Source organism: Paenibacillus sp. JNUCC-31 (assembly GCF_014844075.1).
In the GTDB taxonomy this organism is placed as follows: domain Bacteria; phylum Bacillota; class Bacilli; order Paenibacillales; family Paenibacillaceae; genus Paenibacillus.
Genome location: NZ_CP062165.1, coordinates 3,794,059 through 3,811,228, shown reverse-complemented (window position 1 = coordinate 3,811,228; position 17,170 = coordinate 3,794,059). Strand labels below are relative to the sequence as shown.

Sequence of the window (17,170 nt, the reverse complement as noted above, 5' to 3'; positions counted from 1 at the left end):
GACCCAATGACTCCTTTGGTCAGAAAATACAGCATCCAGTCTAACGATCTGTAATCTTTATACTGAAGTGTGCTCCGCCTCCAACAAAGGAATGTGAATTCCAACATGGAGGCAGGCACACTCGGACAGTTGTACAGTTGTAAGTCAAATTGCATACTCAGGCCCGCGCATACACACTATCCGGTGGTGTTATGTGTGAAGTTCCTGTTCTCCATCCGCTTAAAATAAACCTGGACGGCCACGCAGCTTCGCCAAGGCCTCCATATAGAAGTAATCGCCGTAGATAATCGGCACATTTAAGCCACGACCCTCTGGATAGTGGACGGTACCCTGCATGATTAGACCTTCCTCCGCTGCCGTGTCACCGGAGCTGTAGTTCTCATGCAGCCCGCGGAGGATACGCTCTGCCGCGGCTGCATATTCTTCACCGCGCGGCGACAGCTTCGCGAGCTCCAACAGGCCGCTTGCGGCAATCGCCGAAGCGGACGAGTCCCACGCCACCTGATGTTCTGCAGGTGCGCGGAAATCCCACACCGGCACGATCTCTTCGCCAAGCATGGCGAGGAAGAAATCGGCCGCCCGCTCCGCTGTCTCCAGATAACGGGCTTCGCCCGTATACCGGAAAGACAGCGCAAACCCGTGCAACGCCCAGGCGGTACCCCGCGCCCAGGCAGAACCTGGAGCATGGCCTTGCCCGCCATGCTCCCGCAGCTTCTGCCCCGTGAGTGGATCGAACTCCACCACGTGGCAGATGGACCCGTCAGCGCGGACGAATTCGCGCGCCACGGTGTCCGCATGCGCTTCCGCCAGCCAGCGGAAGCGGGGGTCGCCGCTCTGCTCGGATGCCCAGTAGAGCAGCGGCAGATTCATCATGCTGTCAATGATGGCTACGCCGCGCGTATCCATCGTTGACGAGCTGAAGTTCCAGGCGCGGATGAATTCACCGCGCACGTTGAAGCGGGCAGCAAGCAGATTCGCGGCGAGCATTCCTCGCCGCCGGCCATCCGCGCTGCCTGTCTGGCGGTAGTTGGCTACGCCGCTAAGCAGCCAGATGAACCCGAGATCGTGATCGACCGATTCGGGATCACGCAGACAGCCCTCCAATTGCCGCTCACAACTTTCGGCATAACGGTATAACGGAGCGACAGCTTCGCTCTTTGGCGACTCACCATAGACAAGCCATAACAATCCTGGCCAGAAGCCTGCTGTCCACCATTCGGGATCATTCTGATCGTACGTACCCTGCGAAGCTGTGTGCGGAAATGTATCCTTGATGCGCTGCGCATTGCGAATGATTTTGGCTGCTCCTTGCCGCCATGCTTCTTCAACCCATGTTACCGATGTTGATGTATTCACGAGCATTGCCTCCTCTTTTCAAATCCTGCCCAGACGAACCGTAAACGTAATCCTCTGACTGCCGCTCACGATCATCCGTACTTCCTTTAATAAACCATTGCGAGAAGCCACCGTATAATCTTGAAGGTGAACTTCCCCTCCTTTATCAAGCACGGTCGATTCCACGTAAGCTCCACAATATTCACAGCGAACATGATCACCGGAGACCGTGATGACAGCCTGTTCCTCACCATCGCTGTACATCAGCGGAATCACAGCCCCAGCCGCTTCAATCTCTCCTTCGAACTCATACGTGACCGTTAACAAACCCGGCCGCTGCGTATAATACGTCCGAAGTGCCTTTAATCCGACCAGTGGGCCCACCCAGTCCACTGTGAATGTGTTGGTCGCCTGCCCTTGATCCTCCGCTACGTTAAAGACGACTGCTCCCCCTCCATCAGAAGGGTTGATTCCGGCATCCCGATTATATTCAACTCCGCAAGGAATACCTGCAGCCAGGCTGTGCCACTGTCCATCCGTTGTCCGCCAGGCCGGACAATAACTGATCGCCTTCGTCTCACCCTCCGAAAATTCAGTGAATCCAGACACGGCATGCCCAGCAGCAGCGGGACCAATGAGTCCCGGAAGCCCCTGCTGATGAATCCGCACTAAACCGGGTACCGTATAGGGGTCATTCAGAGCCGTATGTAACACGATTTGCTGGCCCGGTACTGAAGCCGTGATGGTCTCAAACCAGCCATCCATTTGAAGAACTCGACTACCAATCTCGGACGGAATGGGCAATTCAGCCACTTCATCCCCGGGATCGCACAGATACGCATTGGCTAGTGCCGCAACCGTCCACAGGTTATAACACGTATGGTTGGTATAGATCTCGTATCCGTGGCGAACGGTCGGAGCATACCGATTCCGAACGATATTCAAACGGCCGTCCTCCATTTTCCATCGGTCCACGGCTGCAAAACACAGATTGGCCGCACGCGCAAATACGCCTGACATCACAAGATCACCGATTTGCTTTGCAGCTGAGGCATGACTGGAGAACACGTATGCAGCCGCAGCTTCATTCCATTGATGCTGTGAGCTGCGTCCTCGCGGAGGAATCTCGCCCAGCGGAGATAGCGTCAGAAGCGAAGTGAATGCCCCGCGCCGAATGTACTCAGCCAAAGAAGACGAACAGCTACCGTCATATCCGGCATCCAGCATAACACCCAAGTGATAGCGGGTAGCGATATCATACGCGAGCGGACTGTTTGGCCGATCCAGTGGACCATCCTGATACAGGCCAAGTGCTGTAAAACGCGGCAGGTGGTAGCTCTCCAGGTACTGATCCATCCATTCGATCCCTTCACTCGCCAACTGCTCGCGGTAGCGAAGGTATTCTCCCGAGATCATGATGGCATTCCAGTTAATCATCCGGTTCGGGTTATTCATTTTGGACATTGTAAATACATAGGTTTCTTCCGGTTGAATCCGTTCCAGCTCGGCTGCCCATTGAGTCGCTTGCTCTGGCAATAGGGGCTGGAGCAGCATATAGGCTCTCAACATAAGTATGGGGAAAAAATCGGCATGATTGTCCCGAACCTCGCCACGAACAACCAATGAGATGCTGTGAGTCAGAGCTGCTGCAGCCGAGGAGAGCAGATCGGTCCGCCCGTTCTTGACCAGAACCGCAGCTGCAAATGCATAAGCGGGCGTTGAATAGTAGCGCTCCCGATCAGAAAAGGGGTCCATAATGGCACCATTCTCCTGCTGATATACCGAGTAGGCACGTACAATGTCTTCGATCAGTGCTATTTTGCGCGATCGATCCCATCCGCTAGGTTCTGCAAGCCTCGCCTGCTCCGCTTCGGTTCGGAACCTATCCAGTTCACTTTTCCATGGATATGCTGAATCCGATGTATACGCTAACAAAACAAATCACCCTCATTTCTGATCCCGACTTCCATCTGGGATTGAATTGGTCCGAGTCGTTCCTGGTTCCTGCTGCATTAATCCGGATTCACCGTTACTTCTGATTTCTGTCCTTACTTTGGATGTACGGAGAATTTCAATCTGCACCATGTCTCTTTTACGGTGTAATTTCGGGAATTCCCCTCTTCATTTGCCGTTTGCTGCAAGGATAATGCCGTCCGGTAAAATGTCAGGGGCAGGTGATCGTGATCCACCGTCTCTACCTCTTCCACCTGTGCATCCCAGAGGTCAGCATCATAATGCATCGTCACTACGGCCTTTCTCCCTTCCCACTGGACCCATGCTTCCTGTACGACAGGATAAATTCGACTCATAAAATGCTCAACGACTGGCGGCTTTTCGGTCAGGTGCTCTTCTTTACACGGATCAGAAGGTTGCTGCCACTGATAGTAGTCTTCAAGGAAAAGCTCCGCTTCGGAGGCTCCCGGCGGACAGTTCCAACTCAAATGCCTGGTATACCTCGCCAGTGTCGGAGCATCTGGGTAAGCCGACGTCAAATCAAATGCAGCCTCTATCCCCTCCGGAAATGATCGCTTGATATGCAATACTTTCGCCTCTGCTTGCTGTCCGGATTGCTGACCCGCTCCTTCGATGACCGGAACGCTATGCCCCTGAGAACCAATTTGAAAAATGCTTTCCCGCCCAGGTGCGAAATAGGCCTGAGTATACTCGCCTGAACCTGGGTCACAGAGAATGTTTTCTCCGCCGCCATGAAGGATAAAATGTCCCAGATCATTATGATTATGGGGCTCTTCGTTATGACCGCCCTTTACGGCAAAAGCTGCAGTCATTTCCTTTTGTTCTCCCGCTGCCAGTACTCCTCGGGCTATCCCCCACGACAAGTTCTCCAGATAGACTGGGACTGCCGGCATCTGTGCTTCGTTTCCCCTTTTGTATACAGCCGGATTAGTCCAAAGGATATTACGCAAAGCGTGGGCCCATCGGCGGCAGGGGTCCTCTGCCAGAAGCGGTATACGATGCTCCAAATGGACTTGAATCTGCTGTCGCTCGGCCAAAAGAGAAAGCAGGCCGGGCGGAATAGTCTCCCGCTCGCGACTGTCCGAAAAATTGACAAATACCCCGCCTGACAGGTGAATATTTCCGGGGAAAGCAGCGATTGCTCTCGTTTGGGGATCGGATAGCATATCCAGTGTTCCTGCACTGAATATTCGCAGCATCTCTGCAAAATACGTATAAAAACCGAACCCGTAAACCCAGTAACCTACACCTTCAGCACATCCCCCATCCATCCCATACCCCTTCAAGAAAGCATTCATGGAATGAATAGTCTGCTGTACAGCCTTGGCCCTAAGATGCTCATCTTCCAACAGAAGGAGAGCTGCAATTCCACAGCCGCCGCTGCACACCGCTGACCAATTGTGCTCTGCGTTCTCCCAACCATATATCCGCTGCTCCTGGTACAACGGGGTGAATATCCTGCTTTCTGTCTCAGCCCGCACCCTTCGCACCACACGCTGGTCTAGAACGTCATTGAGAAGGATGATCATCTCTGCGAGCGTTTGCGCTGTTTCTGCAGCGAACAGGTCAATGTGTTCCCTTGCGCCAGCTTCTTTCCCTTCAGGTACATGGGCGGACAGACACCAGGTTGGTTCGTTACAGACACTCCAGATCAGGTCCTCCAGCAATTGCAGACGCTCAGCTGATGGCGATGCCGCAGCAAGTAATCCCAGTGCAGCGAGTCTCCCGCGCCGCTCAAAATATGCCAGCTCATACGCTTGGCGTTCACCTGTCTCCCTGAATTGGCGATATAGGGAAAAAGATAACTCAGGCAGGTTCTCCGTACTCGCTTTCTGCTCATATACTCTTAGATCTGACCAGAAGGAAGCATAGTCGGGATCATTCAACGTGTCAGCCAATCTATCTTTCCAACGACAGATGTACTTCAAACCACTATATGCACCATGCCTCATGGCCATTTCTATATCATCAGCCGTCCAATTCCATCCAGGGTGAATCGTCATGAGAATTCCTCCCTAATTTTGTAACCGATTTCATTTTAGCCCATCGTCTAGTAAAAATGAAGGGAGTTCGAATTAATGTTGTATAAAAAAATAAATAATGAAAATAAATGAAACTTTTCAGAGGTTTTTCTCGTAAAAGGGTTGTCGGACTCATGGCATATGTATTTCATTCCATTATGAGGACAGGTGAACCATACTGAATACTGAATTATTTAATCAGGCTGTAACTGAACTGCTGCACCGCTCCAATAGCCGTGTGTTTGTCCAGGTTGAGCCCCATTTTCCGGATAGTCGTCTCGTCGGTGGTAAATATCACATGGGAAGCCACACCGTGTATCTATATAAAAAAGAAATTATGGAACAATGCCGAATGCTGTTTGGCTCGCTCGCTCCATTAAAGGCCTATATTTATGTCATTCTGGCTCATGAACTGGGACATGCCGAGGATGTAGAATTGATGGATTTGTCTAACCTTCTGGATGGACCTCCTACGGCTCCTGAGCAAGCTGAAATTCGGCTGCGTATCGAAGAAAATGCTTGGCGTTACGCAGAATCCCTGCTCTTTGATATAGATCCCATTTTCTTGCGTACCATCATTGACGAATCCCTATACAGTTATCGTCAAGCGATCGAACCACATATTGCCTGACCTGTCAGTGCAACAACTCTCATAAAAAACAAGGCCAGACTCACCCTTTTCCACAGGTGAAATCTGGCCTTGTTTGCTTGGACTATACAGTATTCCTATATCAATGAATTAATTGTTCCGATTACGGGACCGAGCTTGTCCGCCCTTGCGTCCTGCCTCTTCACGGCTCATTTTGCCACCTTGATCATCGTTCCCATCATTGTTGCCCCGGGCGCTTCCGCCCTCCCGGCCAATCTCTTGATAGAACTCCTGATCATGATTCTTGGAGGTTGCTTCTCCACCCTTACGTCCTGCTTCTTCACGGCTCATTTTTCCGTTTTGGTTATTCTGTGCCATTTTGAATTCACTCCTTATCGGGTATTGAATATAGTGTGCTACGCTTTTTAATTACCCTCTCATTTGGGATTAAAACATATATATTCTAAATATGTCATTTTTAATTAGATCATTTCTTTTTTATTTCGTTATATAAAAAAAGAGCACAGGATCTGTACAGACCCCATGCTCCATTTTTATTGAATTTTAAGTGGACTGTCCTGTACGACAGACAACCACTGACGGGCGATAAGCTCATGACCTGCTGCCGTTGGATGCACACCATCCCACAACCAGTAAGCAGCATCAGCCTTTTCAGTGGCCTGATTAAACACATCCTGCAATGGAACCAGCACAGCACCAAATTCTGTGGCAAGTTCAGCAACAAGCCGCTGATATTGTCCGACACGCTCCTGCCAAGTGTCCCAACGCTCCACTGTAGCTCCGGTTTTAAGGATGAACGGCTCCATTAAAACCAGCCCGGTATTCGGCATCACTTCGCGTGTTTCCTCCAGCAAATGACGATAAGCACGTCCAAGACGATCCGTCACTCCACTGGGTTCACCATTTATGGTGCGCCAGGCATCATTCACACCGATCAGAATGCTGATCAGATCCGGCTTCAAGCTGAACGTATCCTCGTTCCAGCGTGCATACAGATCGGAAGCGCGATCCCCGCTAACTCCTCTGTTGTAGAACGTTGGCTGCTTGGCTGCCAGTTCCACACCCAGTTTGCTTGAGATTAGATATGCATAGCCATGCCCGAGAACATGATTCGGATCATCATTGCGCGATCTTCCCCCGTCTGTAATGGAGTCTCCCTGAAAAAGTATAACGGATGAATGTGTACTCATAACCAAAACCGTTCCTTCCTGTATGTAAAATGAAAACCTCAACCCTTCAGTCTCCATTTTATCCCTTTCGGACGCAATAGAAAATAGCGTTTTCAGAACGAAACCTTTTCAGTTAACTCTCCGCGTTGTACTTCCTGCAATGTCACCTACAGTTCTACGCGTCTATAAGACGTTTCAGATCTTTAAGATTTTAAGATTTTAGGATTTTGGTTCCTTCGCGACATATCCTCCGCCCTGATATTCCGTTTCGTCCTGCTTATCCGGCGCTCCCTTGCGCTTCGCCTCGTCCCATAACTCTGCTGCATCGTCCTCCGGACGGTACCCAATCTTCTGTTCCAGATATCCAATATCATAATAATTATCCGTATTGGCTGAAGTCCCATATAGATTAACATATTTCATGCTTGAATCTGCCTCAATGCAGCACTCGGCAAGCTGCACCATGTCCCTTGGCGAAATCCAAATGTGTGCAGAACGCTCAGAATGCGGATGCGCATCGCCCGAGAAGTTGCCAATTCGAATATTGAATGACGACAGATCATATTTATCCACGTAATATCGTCCAAGCAGCTCTATATAACATTTGCTAAGTCCATAAAAACTGTCTGGCCGATAGGGATCATCCACTTTGATATCCTCCCCTGTTGGATAGAACCCTGTCGCATGATTTGAACTCGCAAAAATGACCCGCTGTACACCGTTCAAGCGTGCAGCTTCATACACATGGTAGGCCCCTGTTACGTTGATGGGCAGGACTTTGCCCAGAAAATCTTCTTCATCCTTGGCCCATGCAATGTGCAGCACCGTCTGAACACCCTGCATCAGCTCTTTCAGTCGTTCTCCGTCTGTCACATCCATTGCGACAATGCCTGCTTGAGGGTCATCATGAAGATCAGCAGCCACGATCTCATACTTGCCCTTTTCTCTCAGTCCCTCCAGCAGACTGCGGCCAATGACTCCCGCTGCTCCCGTTATCAGCAGTCTGTGCTTCGGTTTATCCATGGATCTAACTCCCTTCGCTCCAATTAAGAGTTCCTAATGAACATTATTAACCGATAGAGCGAAGGATTTACCTGATCCACATAGACCCCGGTTAGTTATCCCATCAAGTACCGCAAAATCATCATCGCAACAATGCCGACAAGTACGGTTCCAAGCAGACTGCGGGTCCAAATTGCCACGGCAATGGTAGGCAGCGCTGCCCACAGGGCCGCATTATGCGTAATCGGCACTACCTGGTTGTCCGCCATAAACAATTCCTGACCGATCAGGGCCGCCATGACTGCCACAGGTACATATTCAAGCCAACGTAACAGCCACATCGGAATCTGTATTTTACTGAACAGCATGAGCGGCAATACGCGCGGGATGAACGTTAACAAAGCTGAACCCATAATAATCCAGAATACATCCCATCTTACTTCCATCGTTCCATCACTACTCCCATCGTTGCCGCAATGACCGCAGCCACAATGACACTCATGCTGCCAAGCGAAGCCATGCTGGCGAAGATTACACAGACAACAGCAATGATCGCCACATTGATGTGTAATTTTTTATTTTTGCGCTGCATCAGCTGAAGCACAACCAGACCAATAAACATTGCAGGCAGGGCAAAATCAAGCCCCAGCCGCTCGGGATTGGTTATCCAGCGTCCAAAGTAAGCTCCCGCCATATTCGCCACAAACCAGTTCAGATATGCTGTAATGTTCAATCCGTGCATCCAGCGCTCACTCAGCGTTTTCCGGCCAATCGCTCGTGTCATCGCCACACCAAAGGACTCGTCGGTAAGCAGCGAGCCGATCCACATATTTTTAAACGGCGTCAGATGACGAAAATACGGTGATACGGCTGCACTCAGCAGCAGATGGCGAAGATTCACGAAGAAGATGGTGAAAATGATGGCCGTCGCTGACCCGTTCGATGCCAGCATGCCTGCGGCAATAAATTGGGCCGATCCAGCATATAGAATCAGACTGAGCAAAGCCGTCTCCGCCAAACTTAGACCTGCGGTCATTTCAATGACACCCGCTGCAAAGCCAATACTTAGATACCCAAGCAGTGTCGGGATACAGTCCTTAACTCCTTGCATAAATGAAGCTTTATCCTGTACCTCTTCTGTGCCTGCAGGTCCAGATGTCAGTGGTATAGATTTATCCAAACCGTGCATCCCCTCTCCAGTTCATTCCGCATATGGCAGAACCAAATCCATTCTCTGTATGAATGCAACATGTCCATGTACATCCGTGTTCGTTACATTAATTCAGAAATATACCACAAGATGAGGTATCCGTGGAGAGACAGATTTCCTTTTGCAGAACAGATGTGATCCAAAATACCTATGTATCCTCAAAAAAAATTTCACAAAACCCATAATTAATGTTGAACAAACTCGAATTTTGTCATACGATAGCACCAGAAACATCTGGAAAGGATGGAATGTACTATCTGTTTCCAGATGAACCTGTCCATCAGACTAGGGATGGGATCTATCTAGGGGGAATGTGTATGAAGAAGATGCGTAACCGTGTGACTGCAAGAACGTTACAGATGAGAGAAAAGCTGATTTTGTCCTTTGCCATTGTATTGCTGATTCCGACAATCAGTTTGGGCATGATCTCGTTCCGAACAGCTGAAGCCAAGGTTGAAGAAAAAATGTACGAAAACGCCATCAGCAGTGTGAATGTACTGAATCAGACCATTGATCAGATCATTGGAGCCACGCGTAAAAATGTTGATTTCCTAGCTAGCCAGCTGGATGCCGGGAACGTCGGACCGAAACAGGGGGATGAAACAGAGACGATCCGCACTCTGCTCGATGCCTACAAGGAAACACATAACGACGTAGAACTGGCCTCGATCGGTACCGACCAAGGCGTCTATATCAATTCCCCTGTAACAGCGGTGAACAAGGCTGGATATGACCCACGCGAGCGCCCTTGGTATCAGGCTGCTACGCAGAACAAAGACATCCCCACTGTAATCACTCCTTACATATCAAGCAATACCGGCAATGTTGTTGCATCGGTAGCCCAGACTTCAGCCGATGGTCATGGCGTTGTCTCTGTGAGCCTGTCCCTTGAAAGCCTGTCCCAAACGGTTAACACAACCAAAATCGGAAAAAAAGGATATATCTATATCATCGATAATGCCAATAAAATCATCGTACACCCTACCGAAAAACCGGGAACTGAAGGCACGATGGAACCTTATAAAACCATTTTTGAACAGAAAAATGGAAGTTTGGATTATTCGCTGAATGGCACCCAGGAACATGCTTTTTTCGCAACAAATGAAACAACGGGTTGGACCGTAGTAGGTGTCATTGATAACAATGAAGTGACCGAATCCGTCCGTCCTATCCTGTATACCACACTTGTCGTTGTAGCGATTGCTATTGCTGTAAGCTCCATCATTATTTTCTGGATTGTGCAGTCGATCACCCGACCACTGAAACGTCTGGTGACTGCATCCAACGAAATTAGCAATGGTAATCTGGCCATCGAGGTCCCTGTTACGGGACAAGATGAATTCGGAAAACTCAGTACCAGTTTTAATAAAATGAGCCAATCTTTGCGTAACGTCATCCACGATGTGCGTCATACGGCGGACGAGTTAACCGCATCTTCCGCGCAACTGGCTGTCAACTCGTCCGAGACGACTAAAGCGACAGAACAAGTTGCCTTGATCACAGAAGAATCGGCAGCAGGTATTGAGAAACAAGCCACAAGTTTGAAGCATACGTCGCAGCAGATGAACGAATTGGCTGGAGGTGTTGGACAGGTAACGAACAGCACACAGCAAGTATCCGAAGCCGCCATGCAAGCAAGCGAGTTGGCGGATCAAGGGAATGCCACGATGCGGACAGCCGTATCCGAGATGGATTCAGTAAGTCGCTTCGTACAAAATATGGTAGAGACCGCTGAACGACTTGGGCAACACTCTGCATCCATTGGTGAGATGGTATCTGTTATTACAGACATCGCTGCACAAACCAATCTGCTAGCCCTTAACGCATCCATTGAAGCGGCAAGAGCAGGCGAGCATGGACGCGGATTTTCCGTTGTTGCCAGCGAAGTTCGCAAGTTGGCGGAACAATCCAGCTTGTCTGGACAGAAAATTGTAGAGATGGTTGGAGCGATTCAACAGGAAATTTTGCGAGCAAATCAAGATGCACAGGTTGGAAAACGGGATGTGAGCAACGGGATTCGAGCCGTTCAGTTTGCAGACGAAGCCTTTGCCCAGATTAGCCAGGCTGTTGGAGTCGTAAACGATCAGCTTGAGACCATCGCAGCCGCGTCACAGCAAATGTCAGCAAGCACAGCAGAAGTGGTACAATCCATTGAGCAGATTCATACCATCTCGGAAACCAATGCCGATGGAACGGAGAATATCTCTGCTGCTACCGAGGAACAGGTTGCTTCCATGCAGGAGATTTCATCGTCTGCCGATTCTCTCGCCCACCTGGCTCATAAACTGCAGAAACTGGTGGAGCAGTTCAAGCTATAAACAGGACCCAAGCAAAACTCCCTTTGCCCAACCAGGGCAAAGGGAGTTTTTTAGTATAAAGTTAAGCTTATTGACCAGATTCCTTTTTATCTCCATGGTATCCTTTATCGCCATACGGCTCCAGCTGATCGAACCAGCGGTCTACCAATTTGGCTAATGCGTCCTTGGTATCGAAGTACGGGCTGTCTTCTTTTTTCAACTTCTCCAGCACTTCGATGACGAAGGCATCGTCCCCGTATTCATTCCATTCCGCTTGCAATTGACGATTGAGGTGGCTGCCCATTTGCAGCATAAACTTCTGACCATTAATGGTTTTCAGATTAAGTGTGCTATCGAGAAACACTTTCCCGTTGCGTTCATTGCGGATCTGATAGACTCCCGCCTCTGTTTTGATTTCCTTGGCCTGTTCCTGCAGTTCTTTGCGACGATTCATTTCTTTGCCCTCCCTTTTTAGTGCTTCTGTCTCCGTTTCCGATCCTTTATGTCCGTGCTTCTTTCCTTTACCATTCTGGTCAGCATCGTTCGCCAGCCAATATCGGCTCCCATCTTCCTTGCGCACCAGCAGCCCGAAGTCGATCATATACCTGCGAAGCTCCACATAATCGCCGTATGCCATTTTCAACAGCTCATTGACCTGTTTCTCGGTATATTGTTGTCCGGGTTCAAATCGTTTGGCTATCTCGGTCAGCACGATCCATTTATGTTTTTGCTGTATGTGAAAAGTCGTCAACGGTCCATCTGTACCCTCGGGGAAATATTTGCGCAGCACCTTCTCCCGATCCTGTTCCGTAATTTCGAATTGATCCCGGTTGATGGTCTTCACATGTCTTGTCACAGGCAGCACCAGTTCCGCAGGCGCATGAGTATCCTTGCTTTTGAGCAGTTCCATCAGCGCCAGAAAAATTTTGGCCTGCCGCTCTTTCTCCTTCAGCACAAACCGATGATTGCGGATGGTGGAAGCACTCCCGATTCCGAGCGCCTTCTGCACCTCGGTATCCTTCTTCCCTTCGTAAAATTGACCCAGCAGGCCCCGCTGAACATCGGACAATCCGGTAATACTTTTGTCCAGCTCCAGCAAATATTCGAACACCGATCCGTGAGTCTTCTCAATATGAACGCGCATATAACGCTCTGCTTCGTAGAGCACGCCTTCTTCAGGGTATATGATGCCTAATTCCGTTCTGTAGCCACAGCAGACACATATGAATGCAGGTTCTTCCTTCACATATCCGCACTTGATCTCTTCGAGTGAGGCGGTTTGCAACAAGGATTCCGATGATTTCATTGAATTGGCTCCTTTGATAGGATTTAATAGGTTTAATGGATGTAAAGATGTTGGCATTGATAACCATGTATTAACCCTTTACACCTAATTACATTATTTTATTGTTTGTTTATTTATAGACACAATACATTTTTGTTTGTTATTTGTCAAGGGAAGTGCCCTATGTATGTTATCCATAAAAATAAATAGAGAACGCTCCAATACAAAAAGGGTTGTCCGAAGTCATCAGCATGACGTAGGACAACCCTTTTCTTTAGCTTTATTTTACTCTAGTGAGCCCGGTACAGGGCGATGCGCTCTGATTTACCCAGGTCCGAGACTTCCGTCTTTTAAGACGCGGCAGTCTCCGTTAGCCTTCTGTTATAACTTGAAACGCTCAATCATGCTTTGCAGGTCTTCAGCCATACGGGACAATGCCGCCGAAGAAGCTGCGACCTCTTCCATCGTAGCGAGCTGCTCCTGTGCAGCAGCTGAACCATCTTCGGTTCCTGAGGCAATCTGATCGGATAGAACAATCGTGTCATTGACTGCCTTGGTCACATGACTCATGCCCCCATCAATCTGACGGGATGCTGCCGACACTTCACCAGCCTGTGCTGCAACCAACTGTACAGAATTTCGAATATCTCTGAATGCCTCGCCAGCTTCCGTAATCATTTGCGAGCCCTTGATCATTCCTTCTCCTGTACGGGCAAAGGTAGACTGCACTGCATTTGTTTTCTCTTGCATTTCGCGCATCAGTTCATTAATTCGTTCAGCAGCACTGCCCGAATTGTTGGCCAGCGACTTCACTTCATTAGCGACGACGGCAAACCCACGTCCCTGTTCACCAGCTCTTGATGCTTCAATGGAAGCATTCAAGGCAAGGATATTGGTCTGTTTGGCAATAGCCGTAATTTCGGCCACGATGTCTAGAATCTCTTCATTTTTGGCTCGGAGATCCTGAATGACCGCAACCATGGCCTCACTCTCATCATTCACCTGCTGAATATGAGTCACTGCCTCTTCCACCGTAACCATTCCCGCTTCTGACTTGGTAGAGGCTTCAACAGCGATACGAGCGGTATCTTCGGCACTTGATGAGATTTCCTTGATTCCGATGGACATCTCACCTACAAGTTGTCCAGTTGCAGCAAGGCTATCGTTTTGTTTAGTCGTCCCTGCCGCTGCATCCTGCATCAGTTCAGCCACCTGCTCGGTTGCCTTGGATGTCTGTTCAGAACTCGCCATCAATTCCTCAGAGGAAGCCGCCAATTGGCTCGACGTATCATGTACTTCTCCAAGAACGTCTCGGAGCGAAGAAGTCATGGTATCAAAGCTTTCCCCGAGTAAACCAAACTCGTCCCGGCGCTGTAATCCCACCCGAACAGTCAGATCGCCAGCACTTACTTGGGAAGCTGCCTGCGTCAGCTGCAACAATGGACGGTGAATGCTGCGAATAATGAATACCAGCAGAATCAAACCAATGATCAGCGAACTCCCTACCAGAGTGAAGGCACGAATCAAGATCGGTCTCACCGCATCAGCCGCTTCGGAAGGAATCATCTCACCAACAATTTTCCAACCGGTTTCGGGGTTCGTATAATACACAGCTTCCAATTCCTGTCCATCATACGTGTACTTCACGGTTCCGGCATCTTTTTTATACATCTCATGAATATAGCTCTCATCGGACTGTACACCTGATTCGATCTTGTAATGGAACAGGAACTTTCCGCCGTTATCCAGCATATACAGTTTTCCCTTTTCACCAATATGTATCTTATCCACGGATTCTTTCAAATGGTTGAGACTGACATTGGCACCAAACACCCCTTTGCCATCGGACAGCTTTGCGGCCGCAGTCACAACCCACTCACCCGTGGTTACCGACTGGAACGTGTCCGAGATAATGGGTTCGTCTTGTGACATACCCATCGTATACCAGCTGCGTTCGCGCGGATCATAGATCTGCTGACCTGGATCAGGTGATTTCATCCAGCTACCATCTTCAGCACCCGCGGTTAATACACCCAATTCTTTGTGAGCCTTGGACATACGATCCATTTGTCTTTGAACAGCTGGTGATTTATTGATTATATCTGTTGAAGTAATACCCGCGGCAAACTGCGCTGCGTTATCCTTCTCCATATCCAGCATTTGAGTAATTTGCAGACTAAGCATCTCCGTTTTTGCCTGTGCGGAACGAATAATTTCTTCCCTGACTTGGTCTGCTGCTTTTTGATAAGATAACCACCCCACACTAATGCTCGGTACAATCAGGAACAGGAGCAGCGCAGCAATCAGACGTTTCTTTACGGTTAATGTAAACCAATTGCGAATCCTTTTCTTCATTATAACTATCCCCCATCAATATCTTCACCCTTCTTTTTATCGGACAGACCCGGTGAAAATATTATGTATGAATACTAAATTCATTCGAAATTTTATTATTTCTGTTAGGATAATAAAAGATTATGCTCTTTCCCCGTTTTGACCCTCTCTGCGAGATCGTTTACAATGCTCATAAGCTGGCGATCCATGAAACGATTGGAAGGAGAGGATTCGAATCTTACGCAATTCCCACCTGAAACATCCTGTTACCCCTATCTATTCATCCATTTTCCGCATCTTATTTGCACTCATTCTGGTTGCTGGTCCCGTTCTGGGTCAATTCGGTGCGGCAGCATCCGCAGCAACGCTGGAACAGACCGTTCATATTAAAGTTAATGGTGAACAACAATCCTGGAAGAACCAACCGCTGATCATCAAAGGAACCACGTTTGTACCGCTCCGGGATGTCGTTGATTCCGTTAAGGGTACTCTGAAGTGGAACGCCCCTACCAAAACGGCAACCATCACCTATGGTCGGGACAAGCTCGTTCATCAAGCTGGCAGCGAATCCATGAAGGTCAACCATGTCCACCTGACCTCCAGTGTGAGTTCCAGAACGGTGAACGGTATTTTGATGGTACCGGTAAGGCTGGTAGCGAACGCACTGAAAGCCGACATCAAGGTGCAACGTATGGCTTCAGGACAAATGAGCGTTAATATTGAAACAGATAAAGTAAGCCTTCTGAACAATGAAGTCGCCAGTGTAGACAGTTACTTGCGTGAAATACATTATCCAGGTATGGCACTGATCGCTCGCAAAGGTGAAGTACTTCTTCGCCAGGGCTACGGACTTGCGGATGAACAGACACTGAATCGTCCGGATCAGAAGACCAGGATTGCTTCACTGAGCAAATCCTTCACTGCGGCCTCTATTCTCAGCTTGGCGGAAAAAGGAAAGCTGGATGTCCAGGACCCTATCTCCAACTACATTTCCGGTATACCGAAGGGTGACGAGATCACCCTGCATATGCTGTTATCCCAAACTTCAGGTCTTCCATCCGCCTTCGGACGGGGTGAAGGTACTCCATTGGAAGAAACGGTAGAGGAAATCCGGCACAAAACGTTGAAATTCAAACCTGGCAGTGCCTATCTGTACAGCAACAGCGGTTATGTCCTGCTCGCTTATGTCATTGAACAGGTGTCCGGCATGAGTTATGCCGATTATGTACAGCAGACTATTTTGAAGCCGCTGGGCATGAACAATTCCGGTGAAGCCTCCCGCAAAGTCCATACCATTAGCGGATTCGTTGCGAAGGATAACAAGTGGGTAACTGCCCCTTATTATGTTTCACAATCTGGTTCAGGAACGATCTACTCTACCGTGGACGATATGCTGAGATGGGATCGTGCGTTGTACAGTGATCAGATTCTGAGTCAGGATACAATTGAACAGATGTACAAGCCATATTCGGATAAAAACTATGGCTACGCTTGGATTCTCAAGAAAAAAAATGAAAATCGCACTGTCTTCCATAACGGTAGCGGCGGCGGTTTCGCTACAGCCTTTTCACGCAATCTATCTGATGATATTACCATTATTCTGCTCGGTAACCATGCAGGTATGGACATGACTTCACTTTTGGATGACGTCGAGGCAAAGACAGCTGAGGCTCTGAATCTGAACTAATCACGATAATTCGTCTATACAGTGAAAGGGCTGTTCTTAAAGGGGCTTTCTTTCTCCCGCTCCGAGTGCTAAAGAACCTACTGCACCTTAAAAGTCCGATTCTCAAGGAATGAAAAGCTTAACGAATCTCAGCAACGTTATCCCTTCATAAACCGGCGTTAGAACCTTGAAAATCGAAAAAAATGACGAGATAACGGCTCTACGATTCGTTACACCTCAGACCTGTATGAATGGGAGCAAATAGGA

Annotated in this window: 13 protein-coding genes; 3 read left to right on the top strand and 10 right to left on the bottom strand. The window is 48.8% G+C overall.

The features are described from left to right. Nucleotides 1-219: 219 nt before the first annotated feature. The 3 genes from JNUCC31_RS16525 to JNUCC31_RS16515 form a co-directional block, all read right to left on the bottom strand. Nucleotides 220-1,362 (bottom strand): glycoside hydrolase family 88 protein, encoded by a 1,143-nt coding sequence (locus JNUCC31_RS16525; RefSeq protein ID WP_192262537.1) that lies wholly within the window; start codon nucleotides 1,360-1,362, stop codon nucleotides 220-222. Between the two features lie 12 nt (nucleotides 1,363-1,374). Then, nucleotides 1,375-3,270, bottom strand: coding sequence for a glycosyl hydrolase (locus JNUCC31_RS16520; RefSeq protein WP_192262536.1), 1,896 nt, complete (start codon nucleotides 3,268-3,270; stop codon nucleotides 1,375-1,377). Nucleotides 3,271-3,383: 113 nt separating this feature from the next. Next, a complete protein-coding gene (locus tag JNUCC31_RS16515) occupies nucleotides 3,384-5,312 on the bottom strand; it encodes a heparinase II/III domain-containing protein (RefSeq protein ID WP_192262534.1) in 1,929 nt (642 codons plus the stop codon). A 256-nt stretch (nucleotides 5,313-5,568) separates the two neighbouring features. Between JNUCC31_RS16515 and JNUCC31_RS16510 the strand changes: the two genes are divergently transcribed. Next, nucleotides 5,569-5,961, top strand: coding sequence for a hypothetical protein (locus JNUCC31_RS16510; RefSeq protein WP_228469038.1), 393 nt, complete (start codon nucleotides 5,569-5,571; stop codon nucleotides 5,959-5,961). A gap of 108 nt (nucleotides 5,962-6,069) precedes the next feature. On the opposite strand, the gene JNUCC31_RS16505 is transcribed toward JNUCC31_RS16510, so the two are convergent. The 5 genes from JNUCC31_RS16505 to JNUCC31_RS16485 all read right to left on the bottom strand — a co-directional run bounded on the left by JNUCC31_RS16505 (nucleotide 6,070) and on the right by JNUCC31_RS16485 (nucleotide 9,222). Next, nucleotides 6,070-6,297 (bottom strand): glucose starvation-inducible protein B, encoded by a 228-nt coding sequence (locus JNUCC31_RS16505; RefSeq protein ID WP_192262532.1) that lies wholly within the window; start codon nucleotides 6,295-6,297, stop codon nucleotides 6,070-6,072. A 176-nt stretch (nucleotides 6,298-6,473) separates the two neighbouring features. Beyond that, nucleotides 6,474-7,130, bottom strand: coding sequence for an SGNH/GDSL hydrolase family protein (locus tag JNUCC31_RS16500; protein WP_192262530.1), 657 nt, complete (start codon nucleotides 7,128-7,130; stop codon nucleotides 6,474-6,476). Between the two features lie 198 nt (nucleotides 7,131-7,328). After that, the gene (locus JNUCC31_RS16495) at nucleotides 7,329-8,132 is read right to left on the bottom strand and encodes an NAD-dependent epimerase/dehydratase family protein (RefSeq protein ID WP_192262528.1); all 804 of its coding nucleotides are present in this window, start codon (nucleotides 8,130-8,132) and stop codon (nucleotides 7,329-7,331) included. A gap of 95 nt (nucleotides 8,133-8,227) precedes the next feature. Continuing rightward, nucleotides 8,228-8,557, bottom strand: coding sequence for an AzlD domain-containing protein (locus tag JNUCC31_RS16490; protein ID WP_192262527.1), 330 nt, complete (start codon nucleotides 8,555-8,557; stop codon nucleotides 8,228-8,230). Continuing rightward, complete coding sequence (locus tag JNUCC31_RS16485; RefSeq protein WP_192273061.1) at nucleotides 8,548-9,222, bottom strand: AzlC family ABC transporter permease; 675 nt, start codon at nucleotides 9,220-9,222, stop codon at nucleotides 8,548-8,550. Before JNUCC31_RS16485 ends, JNUCC31_RS16490 begins: the two co-directional genes overlap by 10 nt. A 416-nt stretch (nucleotides 9,223-9,638) precedes the next feature. Here JNUCC31_RS16485 and JNUCC31_RS16480 point away from each other — a divergent pair, with 416 nt between their 5' ends. Further along, nucleotides 9,639-11,639, top strand: a complete 2,001-nt coding sequence (locus JNUCC31_RS16480) for a methyl-accepting chemotaxis protein (protein ID WP_192262524.1) — start codon at nucleotides 9,639-9,641, stop codon at nucleotides 11,637-11,639. Between the two features lie 67 nt (nucleotides 11,640-11,706). On the opposite strand, the gene JNUCC31_RS16475 is transcribed toward JNUCC31_RS16480, so the two are convergent. Further along, nucleotides 11,707-12,924, bottom strand: coding sequence for a DUF2087 domain-containing protein (locus tag JNUCC31_RS16475; RefSeq protein WP_192262522.1), 1,218 nt, complete (start codon nucleotides 12,922-12,924; stop codon nucleotides 11,707-11,709). A gap of 360 nt (nucleotides 12,925-13,284) precedes the next feature. After that, entirely contained in the window at nucleotides 13,285-15,258 is a 1,974-nt protein-coding gene (locus tag JNUCC31_RS16470; protein WP_192262521.1) for a methyl-accepting chemotaxis protein, read from the bottom strand. Nucleotides 15,259-15,466: 208 nt separating this feature from the next. On the opposite strand from JNUCC31_RS16470, the gene JNUCC31_RS16460 reads away from it, so the two are divergent. Next, entirely contained in the window at nucleotides 15,467-16,924 is a 1,458-nt protein-coding gene (locus JNUCC31_RS16460) for a serine hydrolase domain-containing protein (RefSeq protein WP_416234442.1), read from the top strand. Nucleotides 16,925-17,170: the final 246 nt, after the last annotated feature.